We start from the raw sequence: 16,066 nt of genomic DNA, 5'->3' as shown, positions 1-16,066 counted from the left end.
GTTAACCGAGCCTTGCCAGAGCGACAATTCTAAAAGCGTTTCAGCTCTCTTTGTTTCGATTCGACTGTTGCCGGGAGGCAAATCGTGTGAGCTCTCCAAGCACATCCCGAAGCTTCGGACGCTCTGTCGTCATGAACGGAAATGGCCGGCAGAGATCCATTGCCGCAAGGCCGATCCGGGCCGTCAGCAGCCCGTTCACGATGCCTTCGCCGAGCCGCGCCGAGAGCTTGGCGGCAATGCCATGACCCAGCATCTGGCCGACGAGATCGTCCCCGATCGCGATCGAACCGGTGACGGCGAGATGGGCGACGACATTGCGGGTGAGGCGGATGAGGCCGAGCGTTCCGGGACGCGCGCCGTAGAGCTCAGACATACGGCGGATCAGCTTCACGCTTTCGAACAGCACATAGGCCACATCGACGATTGCCTTCGGGCTGACGGCGGTGACCACCGACGTGCGCTTCGAAGTGGCGAGCACCAAAGCGACGGCCTGGGAGTCCAGCGGTCCGAGAATGTCCCGTTCGGCGATCCGGATCAGATCGGCGCCATCGACCACTTCGTCCTTCAGGTCTGCGAGCTTCGTGCGGCCGGACAGCGTCTCCGGGCGGGCGGAGACGATTGAGGACAGACGTGCCACCGCCTGCTCTGCGCCTTCGCGCGAATTGGCGTGGAAGGCCGCCTGGGACTCGCGGCGGTCTTTCTCCACGGCCGACAGGCGCATCAGGCCAAGGGTTTCGCGAACGACGATACCGAGAATCGCGAGAACGAAGACTGCGGCCGCAGCGATGGCAGTCCAGCCGAGCCAGTCGTAGCGGGCGAAGAGATCGCTGACGAGGGAATCGATCCAGAGCCCGATGCCGAGGGAGATCAACGTGCCGAGGGCGCCAACGGCGATCTTGCCGAACGAAAAAGTCTTGCGCGCTCGTGTCGCGACCGGGGGCATGGTCTCTTTCAGATCGTCGTCGATGGCCTCGTCCGGCTCGTATTCCAGCGTCTCGATCCGGTTGATCGCCCGTGGCATTCGGCCCGGTCGGTCCTCTTCCTTCGTGCGCGCCTGCGGTTCGTCGCCGTCCTCCGGAAGGCGAAAGGCCTGAGGGCGACGGCTTGGCGGTTCGCTACGGTTCATCGCAGGCGATCTCCGAGCAGAAATTCCAGAGCCCGGTCGAGACGGATATGCGGGAGAGAGAGCGTGAGTCCTTCCTCGGTGCGTTCGAGCTTGGGCGGCCTGAAGCGCACGAAGCGGATCGGATCGGCCCGCTCGGCATGCCCGTCGGCGTCCATGAAGAGCGAGGTCGGGTCCTTCGGCAGATCGCCGGGGAATACGGCGGTCTCTGTCTTGCCGTCGAAGGTCTCGTCACCGATCGTCTCGCCGGCCTGGGGTACGCCGACAATAACGGGCAGATCGTCGCCATTGTCCTCGATGCGCGCTTCGCGCGTTGCGCGGATCGCGGCCATCGCGATCACCTGGGTCTCGGCGCCGGAAAAATCGGCGCGCTTGACCGCGCCCTCGACGAGCCGGCGCACGATCGCCTCCAGCCGCTTGTGGCTTTCGCGATGGAGATGGTCCGCCTTGGTCGCTGCGACGAGGATGCGATCGATCCGGCGGCTGAGTAGCGAGCCGAGCCAGCTCGACCGGCCTGGCCGGAAACACCGCAGAATGTCGGAGAGCGCGATCTCCAGATCGCGAACCGCTTCCGGCCCGGCATTGATCGCCTGAAGAGCATCGACCAGCAGAATTTGCCGGTCGAGCCGGGCGAAGTGATCGCGGAAGAAGGGTTTGACCACGATCGACTTGTAGGCCTCGTAGCGCTTTTCGAGGATCGCGCCGAGCGAGCCCTTTGGAAACGGTTCGCCTTTGGATACCGGAAGTGGAGCGAAGGTGAGGGCTGGCGAGCCTTCGAGATCGCCCGGCATCAGAAACCGACCGGGCGGCAGGGTCGAGAGCGCCGTGTTGTCGGAGCGTGCGGCGGTCAGATAACCCGAAAAGGCGCGGCTGAGGCGCTGAGCCGTCGGATCGTCCATCGGCGCCTTCGGATCGATGCTTTCGAGCATGTCGAGAAATTCGCCGGCAATCTCGCGGCGACCCGGAAGACGCGCCCGCTCGATCGATTCACGGGAAAACTCCGCAAAGCTCTTGTCGATCAGCGGCAAATCGAGAAGCCATTCGCCGGGATAATCAACGATGTCGATGGACAGCTTGCCGCGCGAGAACATGCGCGACCAGCCAGAGGCGGACTCGAATTCGACCGTCAGCCGCAGTTCGGAAATGGCCCGCGTCGAATTTGGCCAGTCCCGCTCGTCGAGCAGCCGGGCGATATGGTCCTCATACTGGAAGCGCGGCACGGCATCATCCGGCTGCTCCTCCAGATAGGTCCGCGCGACCCGGTCCTCAGCGTAGGCGGAAAACAACGGCAGCCGCCCGCCGTGCAACAGGTTGTGCACCAGCGCGGATATGAAGACGGTCTTGCCGGCTCGCGAAAGCCCCGTGACGCCGAGCCGGACGGTCGGGTGGAAGAAGTCGTTGGTTCTGTCGGCGAGGTTGTCGAGCGCGATCCGAGCCTCGTCGGCGAATGATGCCATGAAGTGAGGGCCTGCTGTCTAGAGCCTGTGTTCGAGCCTCCATATAGGTCAGGCAGTGCCGCGCTGCGACGAGCTGGCAAACGAGCTTTTGAAGTCAGGCCATTTCACGCGGCAGGAGAATGCGCTGCATGGTGCCGCCGCCGTTCTTCAGAGTCTCGAACCCGCCATCGCCGTCATTCACCGAAAATTCGACGAAGCCGCAGGTCGGCAGCCCCTCGCGAAGCTTGAACCAGGCCTTGCTGTCCTCTGCGACGAGGGAAAGGCAGAAATCCTCGATCATCGGGTTGTGGCCGATGATCAGAACGCTTCGCGCGTCCAGGGCAGCGCACATCGCCGCGACATAGGCTTCCGGTCCGAGGGCGTAGAGATCGTCCGACATGATCGTCTCGCCGATCGACTTGAACGCGGGCTCGACGATTTCGAGGGTTTCCTTGGCCCGGGTCGCCGAGGAGCATTGGACACAATCGATGGCGATTCCCTCGGCCTCGATCGCCTCGGCAAGACGTTTGGCGTCCTCGCGCCCCCGGTCGTCGAGCGCGCGTTGGTGGTCCCGCTGACCGGGCAAGGCCCATGACGAGTGGGCGTGTCTCAGGACGAACAATTGAAGCGGCACCGATACCATGTGAAATGGATAAGCCGAACCGCGCGCGACGGCAATCCATCTTCGGCACTTCATGGTTGCCGCCGACAATATCCGCATAGATCGGGCGGTGCTGGCGGTGCCCCGAAAACGTCTTGGTTTCCGAGCAGCTTCCGCCGACGATCAGCGGTGCGAGTCGGCGCAGACGAAGAATCGATGCGAGGAGAATGGAAATGACGAAACGGAACGAAATCACGCGGAGCAGTCTCAGCCTTTTGGCTGCTGCTGCCATTCTCTCAGGCCCGGCATTCATGGGGGCTCGACCCGCTCTCGCTCAGGAGACTGCAACCGAGGCGCCGGCGCGGGGCACCGTCACCGTCACCGGATATGGCGAGGCGAGCGCGAAGCCTGACGAGGCCGTGCTCGGTTTCACAGTGCTGCGTCAGGGCGAGACGGCAAAGGCAGCCGTCGAGGGGACAAGCGCGGCGATGCGCGAAGTGATCGCCGGCATGCGCGAACTCGGCGCCGAGGACCGCGATCTTCAGACAGCGACGATCCAGATCTTTCCCCAGTATGGCTCGGTCGACCGGTCCCTGCCGGGTGGCGGACAGCAGAACGAGATCGTTGGATACGAGGCGCGCAATACGCTGTCGGTCACGGTACGCGAGATCGCAGATGTGGGCGCTTATCTCGACAAGGCGATCGATCTCGGCGTCAATCAGGGCGGGGATGTGAGTTTCGCGCTTGCCGAGGATGAGGCGCTCCTGTCCGAAGCGCGCCGCAGCGCGGTCGAGGACGCTCGGGCGAAGGCCGAATTCTATGCCGAGGCGGCAGGCGTCTCGATCGACCGGATCGTTTCGATCTCCGAGCCTTCGGCCGACCGGGGGCCCCAGCCGGAAATGATGCGGATGCGCATGGCTGCCGATAGTGGCGGAGGCGGTGTGCCGATCGAGGCAGGCGAGATCACCCGCTCCGCCTCGATCGAGATCACGTTTTCCATCGGCCGATCGAATTAACGGCCGCGAATGTGGCGAACCGGGCAGTTCGGACGATTGCCGAAGCGCACGACGACCCGGTCGCCGCGCATACGGCCGGCGACGGCGACACCGCGACGACCGGCGCGAATGACGCGAGCGCGGTGAACGCCGATGCGGCGGGCCTTGCGAACGGCCCGGCGCGGGCTGCAGGCGCGCGCCCGGCGGCCATGCGCATGTCGGCCACGGTAGCCTCGGCCACCGCGATAATGGGTCTGCACATGGCCGTTTCCGATTGTGATGCCGAAGCCGATACCATTGGCGGCGGCAGGAGCGGCGGAAGCGCCGATGACCCCGAACGAGACGGCAGCGGCGAGACAGGCGTTGCGGATGAGCTTGGCGATCATGGGAGGCTCCTGGGTATTGGCTTCGTATGGGGCCAGGATCGCAGCCGTGACGTGAACTCACCCGGAAACGCCCATTCACCGAGCATTCAGAATAATAGATAGCTTGCGTGGCGCCCCGAAGTGGCGCGCGCATCTTTGCCGGCTCGATGAATTCTGGCGAGGTTGCGGCACATTCGCGGGAACCCCAAACAGTTTGCCAGACTTGCTATGTCAATCGCTTTTTCAAGTTGCGGTCGGCATTTTCCGGCAGGCTGTAACCCACGACTTCACGGGCCGACCAATCGATGAGCACGACGGACAACAGCGCGGGTCGCTACGCCAAGTCACCTGCGGAGATTCCCAAACAGGGCTGGAAAGACGTGGTCATGCGGGTGAAGGACCGCTTCGATGACCACAGCGTGACCCTCATTGCGGCCGGCATCACCTTCTACATCCTGCTTGCACTCTTCCCGGCGATCACCGCACTTGTTGCGATCTACGGCCTCCTTGCCGATCCCGCGACGATCCAGTCGCAGATATCGAACCTCGAAGGGATCGTACCCTCGGGTGCGCTCGGCATCATCCAGTCCCAGCTCGAGCGGTTGACGAGCCAGACCGAATCCTCGCTTTCGATTGCCTTCGCGATCTCGCTGCTTCTCTCGATCTATTCCTCGACCAAAGGCGTGAAGGCTCTCTTCAAGGCCACGAACATCGCTTACGAGGAAAAGGACGAGCGTGGCTTCATCAAGCAAAATCTGATCTCGATGGGGTTCGTGGTCGCCAGCATCGTTTTGGCGATTTTCGCGATCGCGACGCTTGTTGTCATCCCTTCGATTCTGTCCTTACTGCCGCTTCCGGCCGGCGTGACAGTCCTCGTCGCGATTATTCCGCCTATTCTTCTGGCGCTTCTGGCGATGGCCTGGATCGCGGGCCTCTTCCGGTTTGGGCCGGACCGGCGCTCGCCCACCTTCAAATGGCTGACGCCGGGCGCGGTGCTGACCATTCTCGGCTGGGTGATCGCCTCGATCGGCTTCAGCTTCTATGCGGCGAACGTGAAGAACTTCGACGCCACCTATGGCTCGATGGCCTCGATCATCGTCTTCCTCATGTGGACCTGGATCATGATGATCATTCTCTTGGCGGGCGCGGAGCTCAACGCACAGCTCGAACACCAGACCGGCGAGGATACGACTGTCGGCAAGGAGCGCGAACCGGGAAACCGCCGGGCCGAACTCGCCGACCAGATCGCGGCACTTCGCAACAAGGACTGATCCTTCCGACATACGAATGGCAGAAAACAAAAACGCCGCCCGGAGCATGGCTCGGGGCGGCGTTTTTTCGTGCGTCGGGTTCGTTCGGTCAGATCTTACCGTCGAGACCTTGCTGGTAGTATTTGTGGGTGATCTTGTCCTGGTTCTCGAGCAGCCAGTCGATCGAGGGCTCGTTCGACATCGCCTTGCGAATGGCGCTCGTCATGCCCTTGCGGTGAATGTCGAAGAGAACCTTGTGATCGAGGTCCTCGACATCGACGATGGTCGGCGCCAGCCAGACCGAGCAGATGATGCCGAGATCGTTGACCCGATCCTTCGGCAGAAGCCCTTCGCGCACGGCATCGAGCACGCCGTTGGCGATGGCGAACTGCACCGTGCCCATCAGGATGTTGGTGTATTTCGGATTGTCGACGGTGACCTTCGAGGTGCAGAGCGTGACCGGACGCACCATGATGTCGGTGTTGAGCAGCGCGAAGACGCGGCTGTGGCCGGCGACCTGATCGCCGGTGAGGGTGGCGAGCGCGGTGCCGACCGGGCCGTCGAGTTCGCCGATGACGACCTCGGGCTCGGCTGCCGTGCCCGGAGGGCCTCCCGCGACGAGGGCTTCACCGGTGCGCATGATGATACGATCGGACATGGGTTCTCCACTTGATGTCTTGATCCTGGAGCGGCGGTATCAGATCGCACCGCCGCGCGGCAATCGCGTGGCGGTGTTTTTTGTGGCTGGATGTTCTGAGCTTCAGGCCGCGATCCTGCTCTTCGTGGTCGCGCGGGAAGCGGTCTCGATCTCTCTGGAGATCATCTCCGCAGTGATCGCAGAGAGCGTCCAGCCGAGATGGCCGTGGCCGGTGTTGTAGAAGACGCCAGGCCGACGTCCTGAGCCGACGCGGGGCATCATGTTCGGCATCATCGGCCGGAGGCCCGCCCATGGGGTGACCTCTTCGGTGGAAACGCCGGGGAAGCGTTTGCGGCACCAGTCGACGAGAGGGCGAATACGGGCTTCCTTGATGTCCTTGTTGAGGCCGGCGAATTCGGCAGTTCCCGCCAGCCGGAACCGGTTCGCGCCGAGGCGGCTGGTGACGATCTTCGCATGATCGTCGAGGAGGCTGACATAAGGCGCGCTCGCCCGGCTGTCTTCGTCGGTGAGGTGGACGGTGATGGAATAGCCCTTCACCGGATAGACGTTCACCCGGTCGCCGAGCTGGGCCGCGAAGCGTCGGCTCGCGACACCCGAGCAGACGACGACGCCGTCGAATGCGCGGCGGTTGCTCTCGCCGTCGGGTCCTGTCGCAGTCACGGCGACGCCGCCCGCCGCAAGCGCTTCGAGACCCTCGACTGCGTGCTCGTAGGCCATCCTGGCCCCACGTCTGGCGCAGGCATCGGAAAGGTTGCGGGTGTAGAGGTGGATGTCGCCGGTAAAATCGCTTTCGGTATAGAAGCCGCCGATGAAGCGTCCATGGATCGTCGGCTCGATCGCGGCGATTTCAGCGGGAGACACAGCGTGCCGCTCCAGCCCGCCGCGGCTCAGGAGTTTGTTGACTCGCTTGGCTTCGTCGAACTCGGAGCGATCCTCATAGATGTGCAGGATGCCGCGCGTTTCGGCGTCGAAGGCAAAGCCCTCGTCGGATGCCATGTCGAGGAGATGGCGCCGGGCCTCGATCGCAAGCCGCGTGGTCGCGATCGTGTTTTCTTCGTAGTTGCGCGCAGCGAGCATGAACTCGGCGAGCCAGGAGAGCTTGTGCCAGCTTGGCGCGGGATGGATGAGAAGCGGCGCATCCTTGCGCAGCATCCATTTCAGACCTTTCAGAAAGGTCGATGGCTTGTTCCAGACTTCGGCGTTCGAGGCCGATAGCTGGCCGCCATTGGCAAAGGAGGTTTCCATGGCGGCGTAGGGGTGACGGTCGTAGACGGTCACGTCGAAGCCGCGGCGGATGAGTTTGTAAGCGGTGGTAATGCCGGTGATACCGGCACCGATGACTGCGATGGTCTGCATAGCGTTGCGTGGGGCGCGGACTTCGGTCCGACCCATCCCTATGCCCCGTCCGTTATGAGCCTGAGAGCTTCACCGACGCCGCGCCCACCGCGGTATGACGGTTTTCTCCTTCGGCGGACCGTCAACGGCGAGACGGTCACTCTTCGGACGATTTGCGCCACCACCGGTCCCTGGGCCTGAGAGATTCCGGGGCGGTTGCTCCTTCGGCGCCGGCCTTGCGGCCGAACTCTCCCGGCGGTGACGATATTCGAAAAGCATAGGCCGATAGAGAAATGCGATCAAGCGATTTCAGGACCGGAAATTGTGCGGCGCCGCATATGTGAAGCCACTGATATGTAGGGACTTGGGAGGTATCAAGTCTTCGATTTTTCGGTGGCCAAGAAACTCTGACGCTCAAGTATTGCTTAAAGGTCGCGCCACATGACGAGCGCGTCGACAAAGCCTTGCTTCGGATGATCGAAGGCCTCGGGCAGCCGGCAGAGCGTCTCGAAGCCGAGCGAATGCCAGAGTCTGATCGCGCCGGTATTGGTCGAGACGACGAAGTTGAACTGCATCGCGCGAAAGCAGCGCTTCCGAGCCTCTTGAAGTGAATGCTCCGCCATCGCCCGCGCAATGCCGCGTCCGCGTGCCTCGCTCGCGACGGCGTACCCGCAATTGGCGACATACGAGCCGCCGCCAGCCTGATTGCGCTTCAGGTAATAGGTTCCGAGCACTACGCCGCCGCTTTCGGCGACGAAGGTCGATCGGTCGGCCCCGCACCAATAGGCGAGGGCGTCGGGTCGGCTCATCTGGCGGTCGAGGGCGTAGGTTTCGCCCTCACTGATAATCGGCTCGATGATGCGCCAGATCTTGTTCGCGTCGCTTTCCGAAGCGGCGCGAATGACAGGCGTTTCGGCCCTTTCGCTCATTTGGCGTCAGGCCTTGAGGACGGTTTTCTCGGAGATCGTTGAGTCCGCGTTGAGCTTGTAGACGATCGGCACTCCGGTCGCGATCTCGTATTGCAGGATCTCCTCCGGCGTCATGCCCTCGAGTGCCATCACGAGTGCGCGGAGGCTGTTGCCGTGGGCCGAGACGATCACCGTGTTGCCACGCAGGACCGAGGGCTGGATGTCGTGGAGATAATACGGCCAGACCCGCGCGCCGGTGTCCTTCAGGCTCTCGCCGTTTGGCGGCGGCACGTCGTAGGACCGGCGCCACTGGTGAACCTGCTCGTCGCCCCACTTCTGGCGGGCGTTGTCCTTGTTGAGACCTGCGAGGTCGCCATAGTCGCGCTCGTTGAGGGCGAGGTTTTCTGTAACGTCGAGATCGCTCTGGCCGATCTCCTCGAGGATCAGCTTCATCGTCCGCTGGGCGCGGCCGAGCTTTGAGGTGAAGCCGAGATCGAAGGTGTAGCCTGCCGCCTTCAGGCGCTGACCGCCCGCTTTCGCTTCCTCCACGCCCTGCTCAGTCAGATCCGGATCTTTCCAGCCGGTGAAGAGGTTCTGTTTGTTCCATTCGCTCTGTCCGTGGCGGACGAGGACCAGGGTGCCCGACATGTCCTGCACTATCCTTCTTTGAAGATCGATGTGGGTTGAGAGGTCAGCTGGTGAGGCCGAGAACGTCGCGCATGGAATAGAGACCCGGCTTACGGCCCTTTGTCCAGATCGCCGCCGATACCGCACCGCGTGCGAAGATCTCACGGTCGCCAGCCTGATGGGAGAGTTCGATCCGCTCGCCTTCGCCTGCGAAGATGACGGAATGCTCACCGACCACCGAGCCACCGCGAAGCGTCGCAAAGCCGATAGTGCCGGTCTCGCGCGGGCCTGTCTGGCCGTCGCGAACGCGCACGCTGTTGTCGGAGAGCTCGATATCGCGACCCGTGGCGGCGGCCTCGCCAAGGAGGAGGGCGGTGCCGGACGGCGCGTCCACCTTGTGCTTGTGGTGCATTTCCAGGACTTCGATGTCGAAGAGATTTCGGGGCAGGGCGCGGGCCGCCTGCTCGACGAGGCCGGCGAGCAGATTGACGCCGAGGCTCATATTGCCCGACTTCACAATCGCCGTCGCTTCGGCAGATTTCGCGATCCGGTCCTCGTGATCGGCGGAAAATCCCGTGGTTCCGATGATATGGGCGCAGCCTGCCTTCGCCGCAGCTTCAGAAAGCATGGCGCTGGCGGCTGGTGCGGAAAAATCGATCACGGCATCGGCGCGTTCCAGCGCGCTCGCGATATCTGACGTGACAGCGACGCCCGCCCGCTTCAGGCCGGCAAGGCTCCCGGCATCGTCGCCAAGAGAGGAGGAACTCGCCGATTCGAGCGCCGAGACGAGGGAAGCTCCCTCCATCTCGGAAACGATCCTGATGATGGTGCGGCCCATACGTCCGGCCGCTCCGAACACCGCGATGCGTGTCTCAGCCATGCCTCGATCCCTGGGATTTGTTCTTCGTCATTGCCTTAAAACTTCAGGCGAGGGACATCACCTCATCGCCATGCCGCCGCGTCTGAAGCGCGTAGAATCTGGCATAGAGGCCTTTGGGCTTGTCGACAAGTTCGTCATGGGTGCCGCCCTCGACGATCTCCCCGCCGTCGACGACGAGGATCTGGTCGGCATTGACGATGGTCGAGAGCCGGTGCGCCACGACGATCGTCGTGCGGTCCTTCATGGCGTTTTCCAGCGCTTCCTGAACGAGCGTCTCAGAGCGTGTATCGAGCGCGCTCGTTGCCTCGTCGAGAAGCAGAATGGGCGCGTTCCGTACGAGCGCCCGCGCGATCGAAAGCCGCTGGCGCTGGCCACCGGATAGGGTCACGCCGTTCTCACCGAGGGGCGTGTCGTAGCCGAGCGGCTGGCGCAGGATGAATTCCTCGGCCTGGGCTTCCTGCGCTGCGTGCTCGATCTCGGCGTCGGTCGCATCGGGCCGGCCCAGCCGGATATTGTCGCGGATCGTTCCGTCGAACAGATACGGCGCCTGCGGGACATACGCGATCTGGCCGCGTAGCGACTTCTTCGTGACATTTCGGATATCGATCCCGTCGACGGTGATCTCGCCCGTCCCGACGTCGTAGAAGCGCTGGATCAGGCTGATGATGGTCGACTTGCCGCCGCCGGAAGCGCCGATAAGGGCTGTCGTCTTCCCGGCCGCTGCGACGAAATTCACGTGCTTCAGAACCGGCTCGCCAGCGTGATAGCCGAAGGTGACGTCATTGAAGGCGATTTCGCCGGCCTCGATATTCAGCGGACGCGCATGGGGCGCGTCAGCCTGGCGTGGCTCGATATCGAGGATCTCATAGATCATCGAGGCGTTCACCATCGCCCGTTCGAGCTGCACCTGGAGCCGGGCGAGGCGTCGGGCCGGATCGTAGGCAAGCAGCAGCGCGGTGATGAAGGCGAACATCGCGCCCGGCGAATAGCCGTAGACGATCGCGCGATAGCCCGAATAGGCGATGACGCCGGCGATCGCGAGACCGGCGACGATCTCGGTCACCGGCGTCGTGCGTTCGGTTATCGAGGCGATGCGGTTGGAGCGCTGTTCGGCCGTCGTCACGAGGGTTTCGAGCCGCTGCTTCAGCGGCTCTTCCATCGTGAAGGCCTTGAGCACCGTGATACCCTGGGCAGCCTCCTGCATGGAAGCAAGCACCCGCGAATTCACGTCGATCACCTCGCGGGTGGCCACGCGCAGCTTGCGGGCGAGGCTCGCGATCATGATCGCGATAGGCGGTGCCGCGAGGAGCGCGATGCCGGACAGCAGCGGGTCCTGATAGATCATGACGCCGACGAGGAAGACGAGACTCAGGAGATCGCGGGCGAGGGAGGTGATCGTTAGGTTCAGCGTCTCGCGGATGCCCGAGACGTTCTGGTTGATCCTTGCGGCGAGCTGGGCGGATCGGTTGTCCGTGAAGAAATCGACCGACAGCTCAGTCAACTTCTCGAACAGCCGCCGCTGGTAGCGTGCGACGATATTATTGCCGATTCGCGCAAGGATCACGCCCTGACCGTAGGTCGCGAGACCGCGCACGACGAATGTGAGAAACACGATGACCGGCAGCGAGACGATGGCGGCTCGGTTGCTGAGGACGAAGATTTCGTCGATCACATCGCGCATCACCCAGGCGAGGAAGGCCGTGGTCGCCGCCACGAGGACGAGACAGGTGATCGCGAGCGAATACTGACGAACGAATCGGTGGCCGTTTTCGGCGAACATGCGCTTGAGGAGGTGCAGCATCACGCCGCGATCCTCAGCCTCCTTGAGGCGCAGCTTGGGCCGCTTGACGCGCGGAGTTTGAGTCTTTTTCTCTGTCATGTCGGCTGAGCTATAGTAGTCGAACCGCCGTGTGCCTACGCCAAATCATGGTCTCGGGCGGGAAAACTCGTCACGCGAGACGATTCTCCGCTTTACCGCGATATTCCTGCACCGCATCGAATGCACGGCAAATACCTTATTTTCACCCGTGAACTCTTCGCTTTTCAGGCAGTGTCAGGACTGAGATGGCTCGGACAATATTGGCGTGCGGGAATCGGCCCTTTAGGTTGCAGTCGGCTTTTTTCCTAACGGTTCAGTAACCTCGCTTCTTTAGTTTCTCCATCAAGACCTCGCGAGCGGCGGGGCTAATGCAAGCAAGCGAACGGGCGCTAAAGGGGGGAGCGATGTCGATAGCTATGCGGCTCCTGTTCGGCGGTCTGACTTTCGCGATCCTCATCTGCGCCTTCGCTCTTTTCTCACTTCACAATCAATCTTCGGCACTCGGAATTGCTGCCAAGCTACACGATGGTGCGGCCGTGTCGCTCGATCGCTTGCACAAGGCCCGAGGCAGGGTCGACTCCCTCAATGCAAGACTGAGTGGTCTTTTCGATGTGCGTCGAGAGACGCCGACGATGACGGAGCTTGAGAAGATCGAGTTCCGCAATGCGATCGAACGCATCAAAAACGAACTGAGCGCTGTCCTTTCTGCCCCGCTTTCCGAACCGACTGTTCGTGCAATTTCGGAAATTCGTTATCCGTTGAGCGTTCTTTCGGCGAGTGGAGGTGATATTTCGCATCGTGCCGCGCGGGCGGAACTGAGCAATATTTCCCACGCCATCAACACCGCCCTCCAGAGCGAGCGTCACGATCTTTCGGCCTATCGCAACGAGATCGACCGCAAGGTGGAGACTGGCTATTGGATGACGCTGATCGCGCTCTCCACGATCCTGGTCGCTTTGGTCGGCTACGTCGTCTTCACCTCACGCTCCATTCGAGCAGCTTTCCGCCGGGCCTCGAATACCGCGACGCGCCTTGCTTCGGGCGCGTGGTCCGAGCCAGTGAGCATCCAAGGCCCGAGAGAGGTGAAAGAGGTTCTGCGCAGCCTGTCGGATATCCAGCAGAGATGCGAGGCGATGACCGAGGCGATGTCCAACAAGACGGACAACCTCGCAAACCAGCTGGAAGCCAAGCAGGACCAGATGGCCGCCGCGCTCAACAACATGACGCAGGCGCTGTGCATGCTCGACGGGGACAAGAAGCTTCTCGTCTGGAATGAGGTTTTCACTTACTATTTCGGCGAGCATGAGGTCGGCACTCCGGCCAACAAGTTCCTGAAGGATCCGCGCCTTTCGGCGCCCCTTCCGCGCAACGAGACCTCCGTCATGAACACGGAGACTGAGCGTGGCGAGGTCATGGAGGTGAAGCGTCGCGGGCTTGCGGGCCGCGGCCTTCTGATCACCTTCGAGGACATCACGGAACGCCAGCGCATCTCCGAACAGCTGGAGCATCTCGCTGCTCACGACGCGCTGACCGATCTGCCGAACCGGCGCCGTTTCGGCGACGAGATCGAGGCGATCCTTTCCAAGCGCCGCGAGAACTGCGCGCTGCTCGTCCTCGATCTGCGCAATTTCAAGGCGATCAACGACACCTATGGCCACCCGATCGGCGACGGTGTGCTGGCTATGGTCGGCGATCGGCTTGTGGCTGCCTGCGGACCGCGTGCGGTCGTATCGCGTCTTGGCGGTGACGAATTCGGTATCCTCGTCACCGCGACGAAGGACGCGGACTGGCTCACGAATTTCGCCGAGAGCATCATGGCGAGTTTCGCCGACCCCTTCGAAGTCGAAGGTCGACGTGTGCTGGCTTCTCCCAGCGTCGGCATTACGGGAATTACCAAGGCCGAACGGGAAGCCGGTACGAGTGCGGACATTCTCCTGCAGAACTGCGATCTGGCTCTCAACGAGGCCAAGACGGCCGGCCGGCCGACCTACCGTATCTTCGACCAGCAGATGCGCGACCGCCAGCATGTTCGCCGAGAGATGGAAGACGATCTCCGCAAGGCGCTCCAGAACGAAGAGCTCGAACTCTTCTATCAGCCCTTTATCGATGCCGGACGCAAGGTCGTCAGCGGTTTCGAGGCTCTGCTGAGATGGCGCCATCCGGAAAAGGGCATGATTTCGCCGGGCGTCTTCATCCCTCTCGCGGAAGAGACCGGATTGATCGAGGAGATTGGCATCTGGTGTCTGCAGACCGCTTGCCGTGAAGCAGCGAGCTGGGAATCGAACATGACGATCTCGGTGAACTTCTCGCCGGTCCAGTTCAAGAGCCCGACGCTGATCAACGACATCGACGCCGTGCTCAAGGCAAGCCGAATCGATCCGCGTCGCGTTCAGATCGAAGTGACAGAATCCCTGTTCATCGACGAGAGCGAAGATATCCTTTCTACGCTCAAGGCGTTCCGCAGGCGGGGTCTGACGATCTCCATGGACGATTTCGGAACCGGCTATTCCTCGCTGGGCTATCTGTCACGGTTCCCATTCGACAAGATCAAGATCGACCAGTCCTTCGTTCGCGACCTTTCGCGGCCCGAGAACATCGCCATCGTGCGCTCGGTGATGGGGCTGTCTCGCGCGCTCGACATGAACGTGCTGGCCGAAGGCATCGAGACGCGCGAGCAGATGGACATCCTCTTCGCGGAAGGCTGCCGCGAGATGCAGGGCTTCTTCTTCTCGCGCCCGGTGCCCGCCGAGGAGATGCCGCTCGTCATCTCAGATATCACACGGCGCTGGAGCAGCGATCTCGACCAGACCTCCGAGGCCGAGGCCGCCTGATGGCGGTCACGGTTTCGCGATTGCAACGTCCGTCTTAACGCTTCGAAAAGCATAAAAGTCTAACTGATTGGATCAGGCGGCCGGCCGGACCCAGCGGGTCTGGGCCATTGCAGGATATGCCGTCGCTTAATTTTACCAGAGGCGTTTTGGGTCGATGCCGGACTTTTTCATTCCGTCCAGCGCTGCCGACAACATAGGCTGGAGCATCTGCGTTCTCGGCGTCTGTCTCTGCTTGCGGTTTGCCATAGAACGGCTGGCGGCCCAAAGCGACGATCCCTTCGTTGCGCGGCGCCGCCGGTTCACCGTTCGCGCCGTCACCAATGCGGTGATCGCGGTTGCCCTTCTCGGCATCTGGCTTGCAGAAATCCAGAATGCGCTTTTGTCGCTGACTGCGGTTCTCGTCGCCCTCGTCGTTGCGACGAAAGAGCTGATCATGTGCGTCGCCGGCTCGGTGCTGCGCTTCGGCGGTCATCTCTTCAAGGTCGGCGATCGCATCGAGATCAACGGCATCCACGGCGAAGTCGTGGACCATGGCCTGTTCTCGACGACGATCATGGAGCTTCCGCCCCATCATTTCGGCTTTTCCGGCACGGGCCGAACGGTGATGTTGCCGAATTCAGTGCTTTTATCGGGTCCGGTGAAGGTCGAGGCGCAACCGCGCCATTACGCGCCGCACCGCTTTTTGTTGACCATGGAGAGTCCTGTTCCGGCGACCGAGACTGCGCGGCTGATCGCGGATGTATCCCGCAAGGTGCTGGAGCCGGACCGCGAACTTGCCGCGCGGTTTCATCAGTTTGCGTCACGCAAGGCGGGCGCGGAGATTTCCGGGCCTGACACGACGGTTTTCGTGGGAACGAGCGAGATCGGAAAGATGCAGTTTCAGGTTTCGATCTACTGCCTCGTCAAAGACACGGCTCAATTCCAGAACGCCATCACGACCGAGGTCTTCGATGCTCTGAAGATCGGCGCGAAATCCGGCGTCACCTCGAAAGACGAGGCGGGTGAACGCCTGTGGTCGGACGTCGCGAGCCGCCTCAAGCCGAACGCGGCGGGCCAGAAGCGCGAGGCGGCCTGATAGGCAGCCAAAACGCAGCGGACCCTAACGCCAAAGCCGAGGCCAGTATTGCGCATTTTCTGAGAGATTTGGTGGAGCTGAGCGGGATCGAACCGCTGACCTCGTCATTGCGAACGACGCGCTCTCCCAACTGAGCTACAGCCCCATCCACCTTGCGAGCGCG

At 62.3% G+C, this 16,066-nt stretch carries 14 protein-coding genes, 1 tRNA gene and 1 riboswitch; of the genes, 4 read left to right on the top strand and 11 right to left on the bottom strand.

Annotated features, from left to right (window positions below; translation table 11 throughout):
- Window positions 1-40 precede the first annotated feature (40 nt).
- From ABRA89_RS04940 to ABRA89_RS04930, 3 genes are all read right to left on the bottom strand, one after another.
- Complete coding sequence (locus ABRA89_RS04940; protein WP_349940346.1) at window positions 41-1,126, bottom strand: YcjF family protein; 1,086 nt, start codon at window positions 1,124-1,126, stop codon at window positions 41-43.
- Window positions 1,123-2,580 (bottom strand): YcjX family GTP-binding protein, encoded by a 1,458-nt coding sequence (locus ABRA89_RS04935; RefSeq protein ID WP_349940345.1) that lies wholly within the window; start codon window positions 2,578-2,580, stop codon window positions 1,123-1,125. Before ABRA89_RS04935 ends, ABRA89_RS04940 begins: the two co-directional genes overlap by 4 nt.
- Window positions 2,581-2,674: 94 nt before the next feature.
- Window positions 2,675-3,202: a SixA phosphatase family protein gene (locus ABRA89_RS04930; RefSeq protein ID WP_349940344.1), complete on the bottom strand. Its 528-nt coding sequence runs from the start codon at window positions 3,200-3,202 to the stop codon at window positions 2,675-2,677.
- A gap of 191 nt (window positions 3,203-3,393) precedes the next feature.
- Between ABRA89_RS04930 and ABRA89_RS04925 the strand changes: the two genes are divergently transcribed.
- Complete coding sequence (locus ABRA89_RS04925) at window positions 3,394-4,176, top strand: SIMPL domain-containing protein (RefSeq protein WP_349940343.1); 783 nt, start codon at window positions 3,394-3,396, stop codon at window positions 4,174-4,176.
- Here ABRA89_RS04925 and ABRA89_RS04920 read toward each other — a convergent pair.
- A complete protein-coding gene (locus ABRA89_RS04920; RefSeq protein ID WP_349940342.1) occupies window positions 4,173-4,541 on the bottom strand; it encodes a hypothetical protein in 369 nt (122 codons plus the stop codon). The genes ABRA89_RS04925 and ABRA89_RS04920 overlap by 4 nt on opposite strands.
- A 284-nt stretch (window positions 4,542-4,825) precedes the next feature.
- Here ABRA89_RS04920 and ABRA89_RS04915 point away from each other — a divergent pair, with 284 nt between their 5' ends.
- Window positions 4,826-5,791, top strand: coding sequence for a YihY/virulence factor BrkB family protein (locus tag ABRA89_RS04915; protein WP_349940341.1), 966 nt, complete (start codon window positions 4,826-4,828; stop codon window positions 5,789-5,791).
- Between the two features lie 88 nt (window positions 5,792-5,879).
- Here ABRA89_RS04915 and ABRA89_RS04910 read toward each other — a convergent pair whose 3' ends face one another.
- The 6 genes from ABRA89_RS04910 to ABRA89_RS04885 all read right to left on the bottom strand — a co-directional run bounded on the left by ABRA89_RS04910 (window position 5,880) and on the right by ABRA89_RS04885 (window position 12,057).
- Window positions 5,880-6,428, bottom strand: coding sequence for a formaldehyde-activating enzyme (locus ABRA89_RS04910; protein ID WP_349940340.1), 549 nt, complete (start codon window positions 6,426-6,428; stop codon window positions 5,880-5,882).
- Window positions 6,429-6,530: 102 nt separating this feature from the next.
- Window positions 6,531-7,784, bottom strand: coding sequence for a D-amino acid dehydrogenase (locus tag ABRA89_RS04905; protein ID WP_349940599.1), 1,254 nt, complete (start codon window positions 7,782-7,784; stop codon window positions 6,531-6,533).
- Window positions 7,785-7,938: 154 nt separating this feature from the next.
- A riboswitch (glycine riboswitch) is annotated at window positions 7,939-8,028 on the bottom strand.
- A gap of 160 nt (window positions 8,029-8,188) precedes the next feature.
- Window positions 8,189-8,692, bottom strand: coding sequence for a GNAT family N-acetyltransferase (locus ABRA89_RS04900; protein ID WP_349940339.1), 504 nt, complete (start codon window positions 8,690-8,692; stop codon window positions 8,189-8,191).
- Between the two features lie 6 nt (window positions 8,693-8,698).
- The gene (locus tag ABRA89_RS04895; protein ID WP_349940338.1) at window positions 8,699-9,319 is read right to left on the bottom strand and encodes a 2,3-bisphosphoglycerate-dependent phosphoglycerate mutase; all 621 of its coding nucleotides are present in this window, start codon (window positions 9,317-9,319) and stop codon (window positions 8,699-8,701) included.
- 43 nt (window positions 9,320-9,362) lie between these two features.
- The gene (gene dapB / locus ABRA89_RS04890; protein ID WP_349940337.1) at window positions 9,363-10,178 is read right to left on the bottom strand and encodes a 4-hydroxy-tetrahydrodipicolinate reductase; all 816 of its coding nucleotides are present in this window, start codon (window positions 10,176-10,178) and stop codon (window positions 9,363-9,365) included.
- 43 nt (window positions 10,179-10,221) lie between these two features.
- Window positions 10,222-12,057, bottom strand: coding sequence for an ABC transporter ATP-binding protein (locus tag ABRA89_RS04885; protein ID WP_349940336.1), 1,836 nt, complete (start codon window positions 12,055-12,057; stop codon window positions 10,222-10,224).
- Between the two features lie 344 nt (window positions 12,058-12,401).
- Between ABRA89_RS04885 and ABRA89_RS04880 the strand changes: the two genes are divergently transcribed.
- Both ABRA89_RS04880 and ABRA89_RS04875 read left to right on the top strand, forming a co-directional pair.
- On the top strand, window positions 12,402-14,828 hold the full coding sequence (locus tag ABRA89_RS04880) for an EAL domain-containing protein (RefSeq protein WP_349940335.1): 2,427 nt from the start codon (window positions 12,402-12,404) through the stop codon (window positions 14,826-14,828).
- 154 nt (window positions 14,829-14,982) lie between these two features.
- Complete coding sequence (locus ABRA89_RS04875; protein WP_349940334.1) at window positions 14,983-15,903, top strand: mechanosensitive ion channel family protein; 921 nt, start codon at window positions 14,983-14,985, stop codon at window positions 15,901-15,903.
- Window positions 15,904-15,972: 69 nt separating this feature from the next.
- Here the strand turns inward: ABRA89_RS04875 and ABRA89_RS04870 are convergent.
- Window positions 15,973-16,048: transfer RNA gene (locus tag ABRA89_RS04870), tRNA-Ala, on the bottom strand.
- Window positions 16,049-16,066 lie beyond the last annotated feature (18 nt).

The sequence above is a fragment of the Fulvimarina thalattae genome, from assembly GCF_040239565.1.
Taxonomy (GTDB): domain Bacteria; phylum Pseudomonadota; class Alphaproteobacteria; order Rhizobiales; family Rhizobiaceae; genus Fulvimarina.
The sequence above is the reverse complement of the archived record's forward strand: the minus strand, read 5'-3'. Positions and strand labels throughout refer to the sequence as shown.

What these genes read in the sequence shown, in the direction of transcription:
- ABRA89_RS04915 (WP_349940341.1), top strand. Translation starts at nt 4,826, where the DNA reads ATGAGCACGACGGACAACAGCGCGGGTCGCTACGCCAAGTCACCTGCG.
- ABRA89_RS04920 (WP_349940342.1), bottom strand. Translation starts at nt 4,541, where the DNA reads ATGATCGCCAAGCTCATCCGCAACGCCTGTCTCGCCGCTGCCGTCTCG.
- ABRA89_RS04935 (WP_349940345.1), bottom strand. Translation starts at nt 2,580, where the DNA reads ATGGCATCATTCGCCGACGAGGCTCGGATCGCGCTCGACAACCTCGCC.
- ABRA89_RS04910 (WP_349940340.1), bottom strand. Translation starts at nt 6,428, where the DNA reads ATGTCCGATCGTATCATCATGCGCACCGGTGAAGCCCTCGTCGCGGGA.
- ABRA89_RS04925 (WP_349940343.1), top strand. Translation starts at nt 3,394, where the DNA reads ATGACGAAACGGAACGAAATCACGCGGAGCAGTCTCAGCCTTTTGGCT.
- ABRA89_RS04900 (WP_349940339.1), bottom strand. Translation starts at nt 8,692, where the DNA reads ATGAGCGAAAGGGCCGAAACGCCTGTCATTCGCGCCGCTTCGGAAAGC.
- dapB (WP_349940337.1), bottom strand. Translation starts at nt 10,178, where the DNA reads ATGGCTGAGACACGCATCGCGGTGTTCGGAGCGGCCGGACGTATGGGC.
- ABRA89_RS04875 (WP_349940334.1), top strand. Translation starts at nt 14,983, where the DNA reads ATGCCGGACTTTTTCATTCCGTCCAGCGCTGCCGACAACATAGGCTGG.
- ABRA89_RS04905 (WP_349940599.1), bottom strand. Translation starts at nt 7,784, where the DNA reads ATGCAGACCATCGCAGTCATCGGTGCCGGTATCACCGGCATTACCACC.
- ABRA89_RS04930 (WP_349940344.1), bottom strand. Translation starts at nt 3,202, where the DNA reads ATGGTATCGGTGCCGCTTCAATTGTTCGTCCTGAGACACGCCCACTCG.
- ABRA89_RS04895 (WP_349940338.1), bottom strand. Translation starts at nt 9,319, where the DNA reads ATGTCGGGCACCCTGGTCCTCGTCCGCCACGGACAGAGCGAATGGAAC.
- ABRA89_RS04940 (WP_349940346.1), bottom strand. Translation starts at nt 1,126, where the DNA reads ATGAACCGTAGCGAACCGCCAAGCCGTCGCCCTCAGGCCTTTCGCCTT.
- ABRA89_RS04880 (WP_349940335.1), top strand. Translation starts at nt 12,402, where the DNA reads ATGTCGATAGCTATGCGGCTCCTGTTCGGCGGTCTGACTTTCGCGATC.
- ABRA89_RS04885 (WP_349940336.1), bottom strand. Translation starts at nt 12,057, where the DNA reads ATGACAGAGAAAAAGACTCAAACTCCGCGCGTCAAGCGGCCCAAGCTG.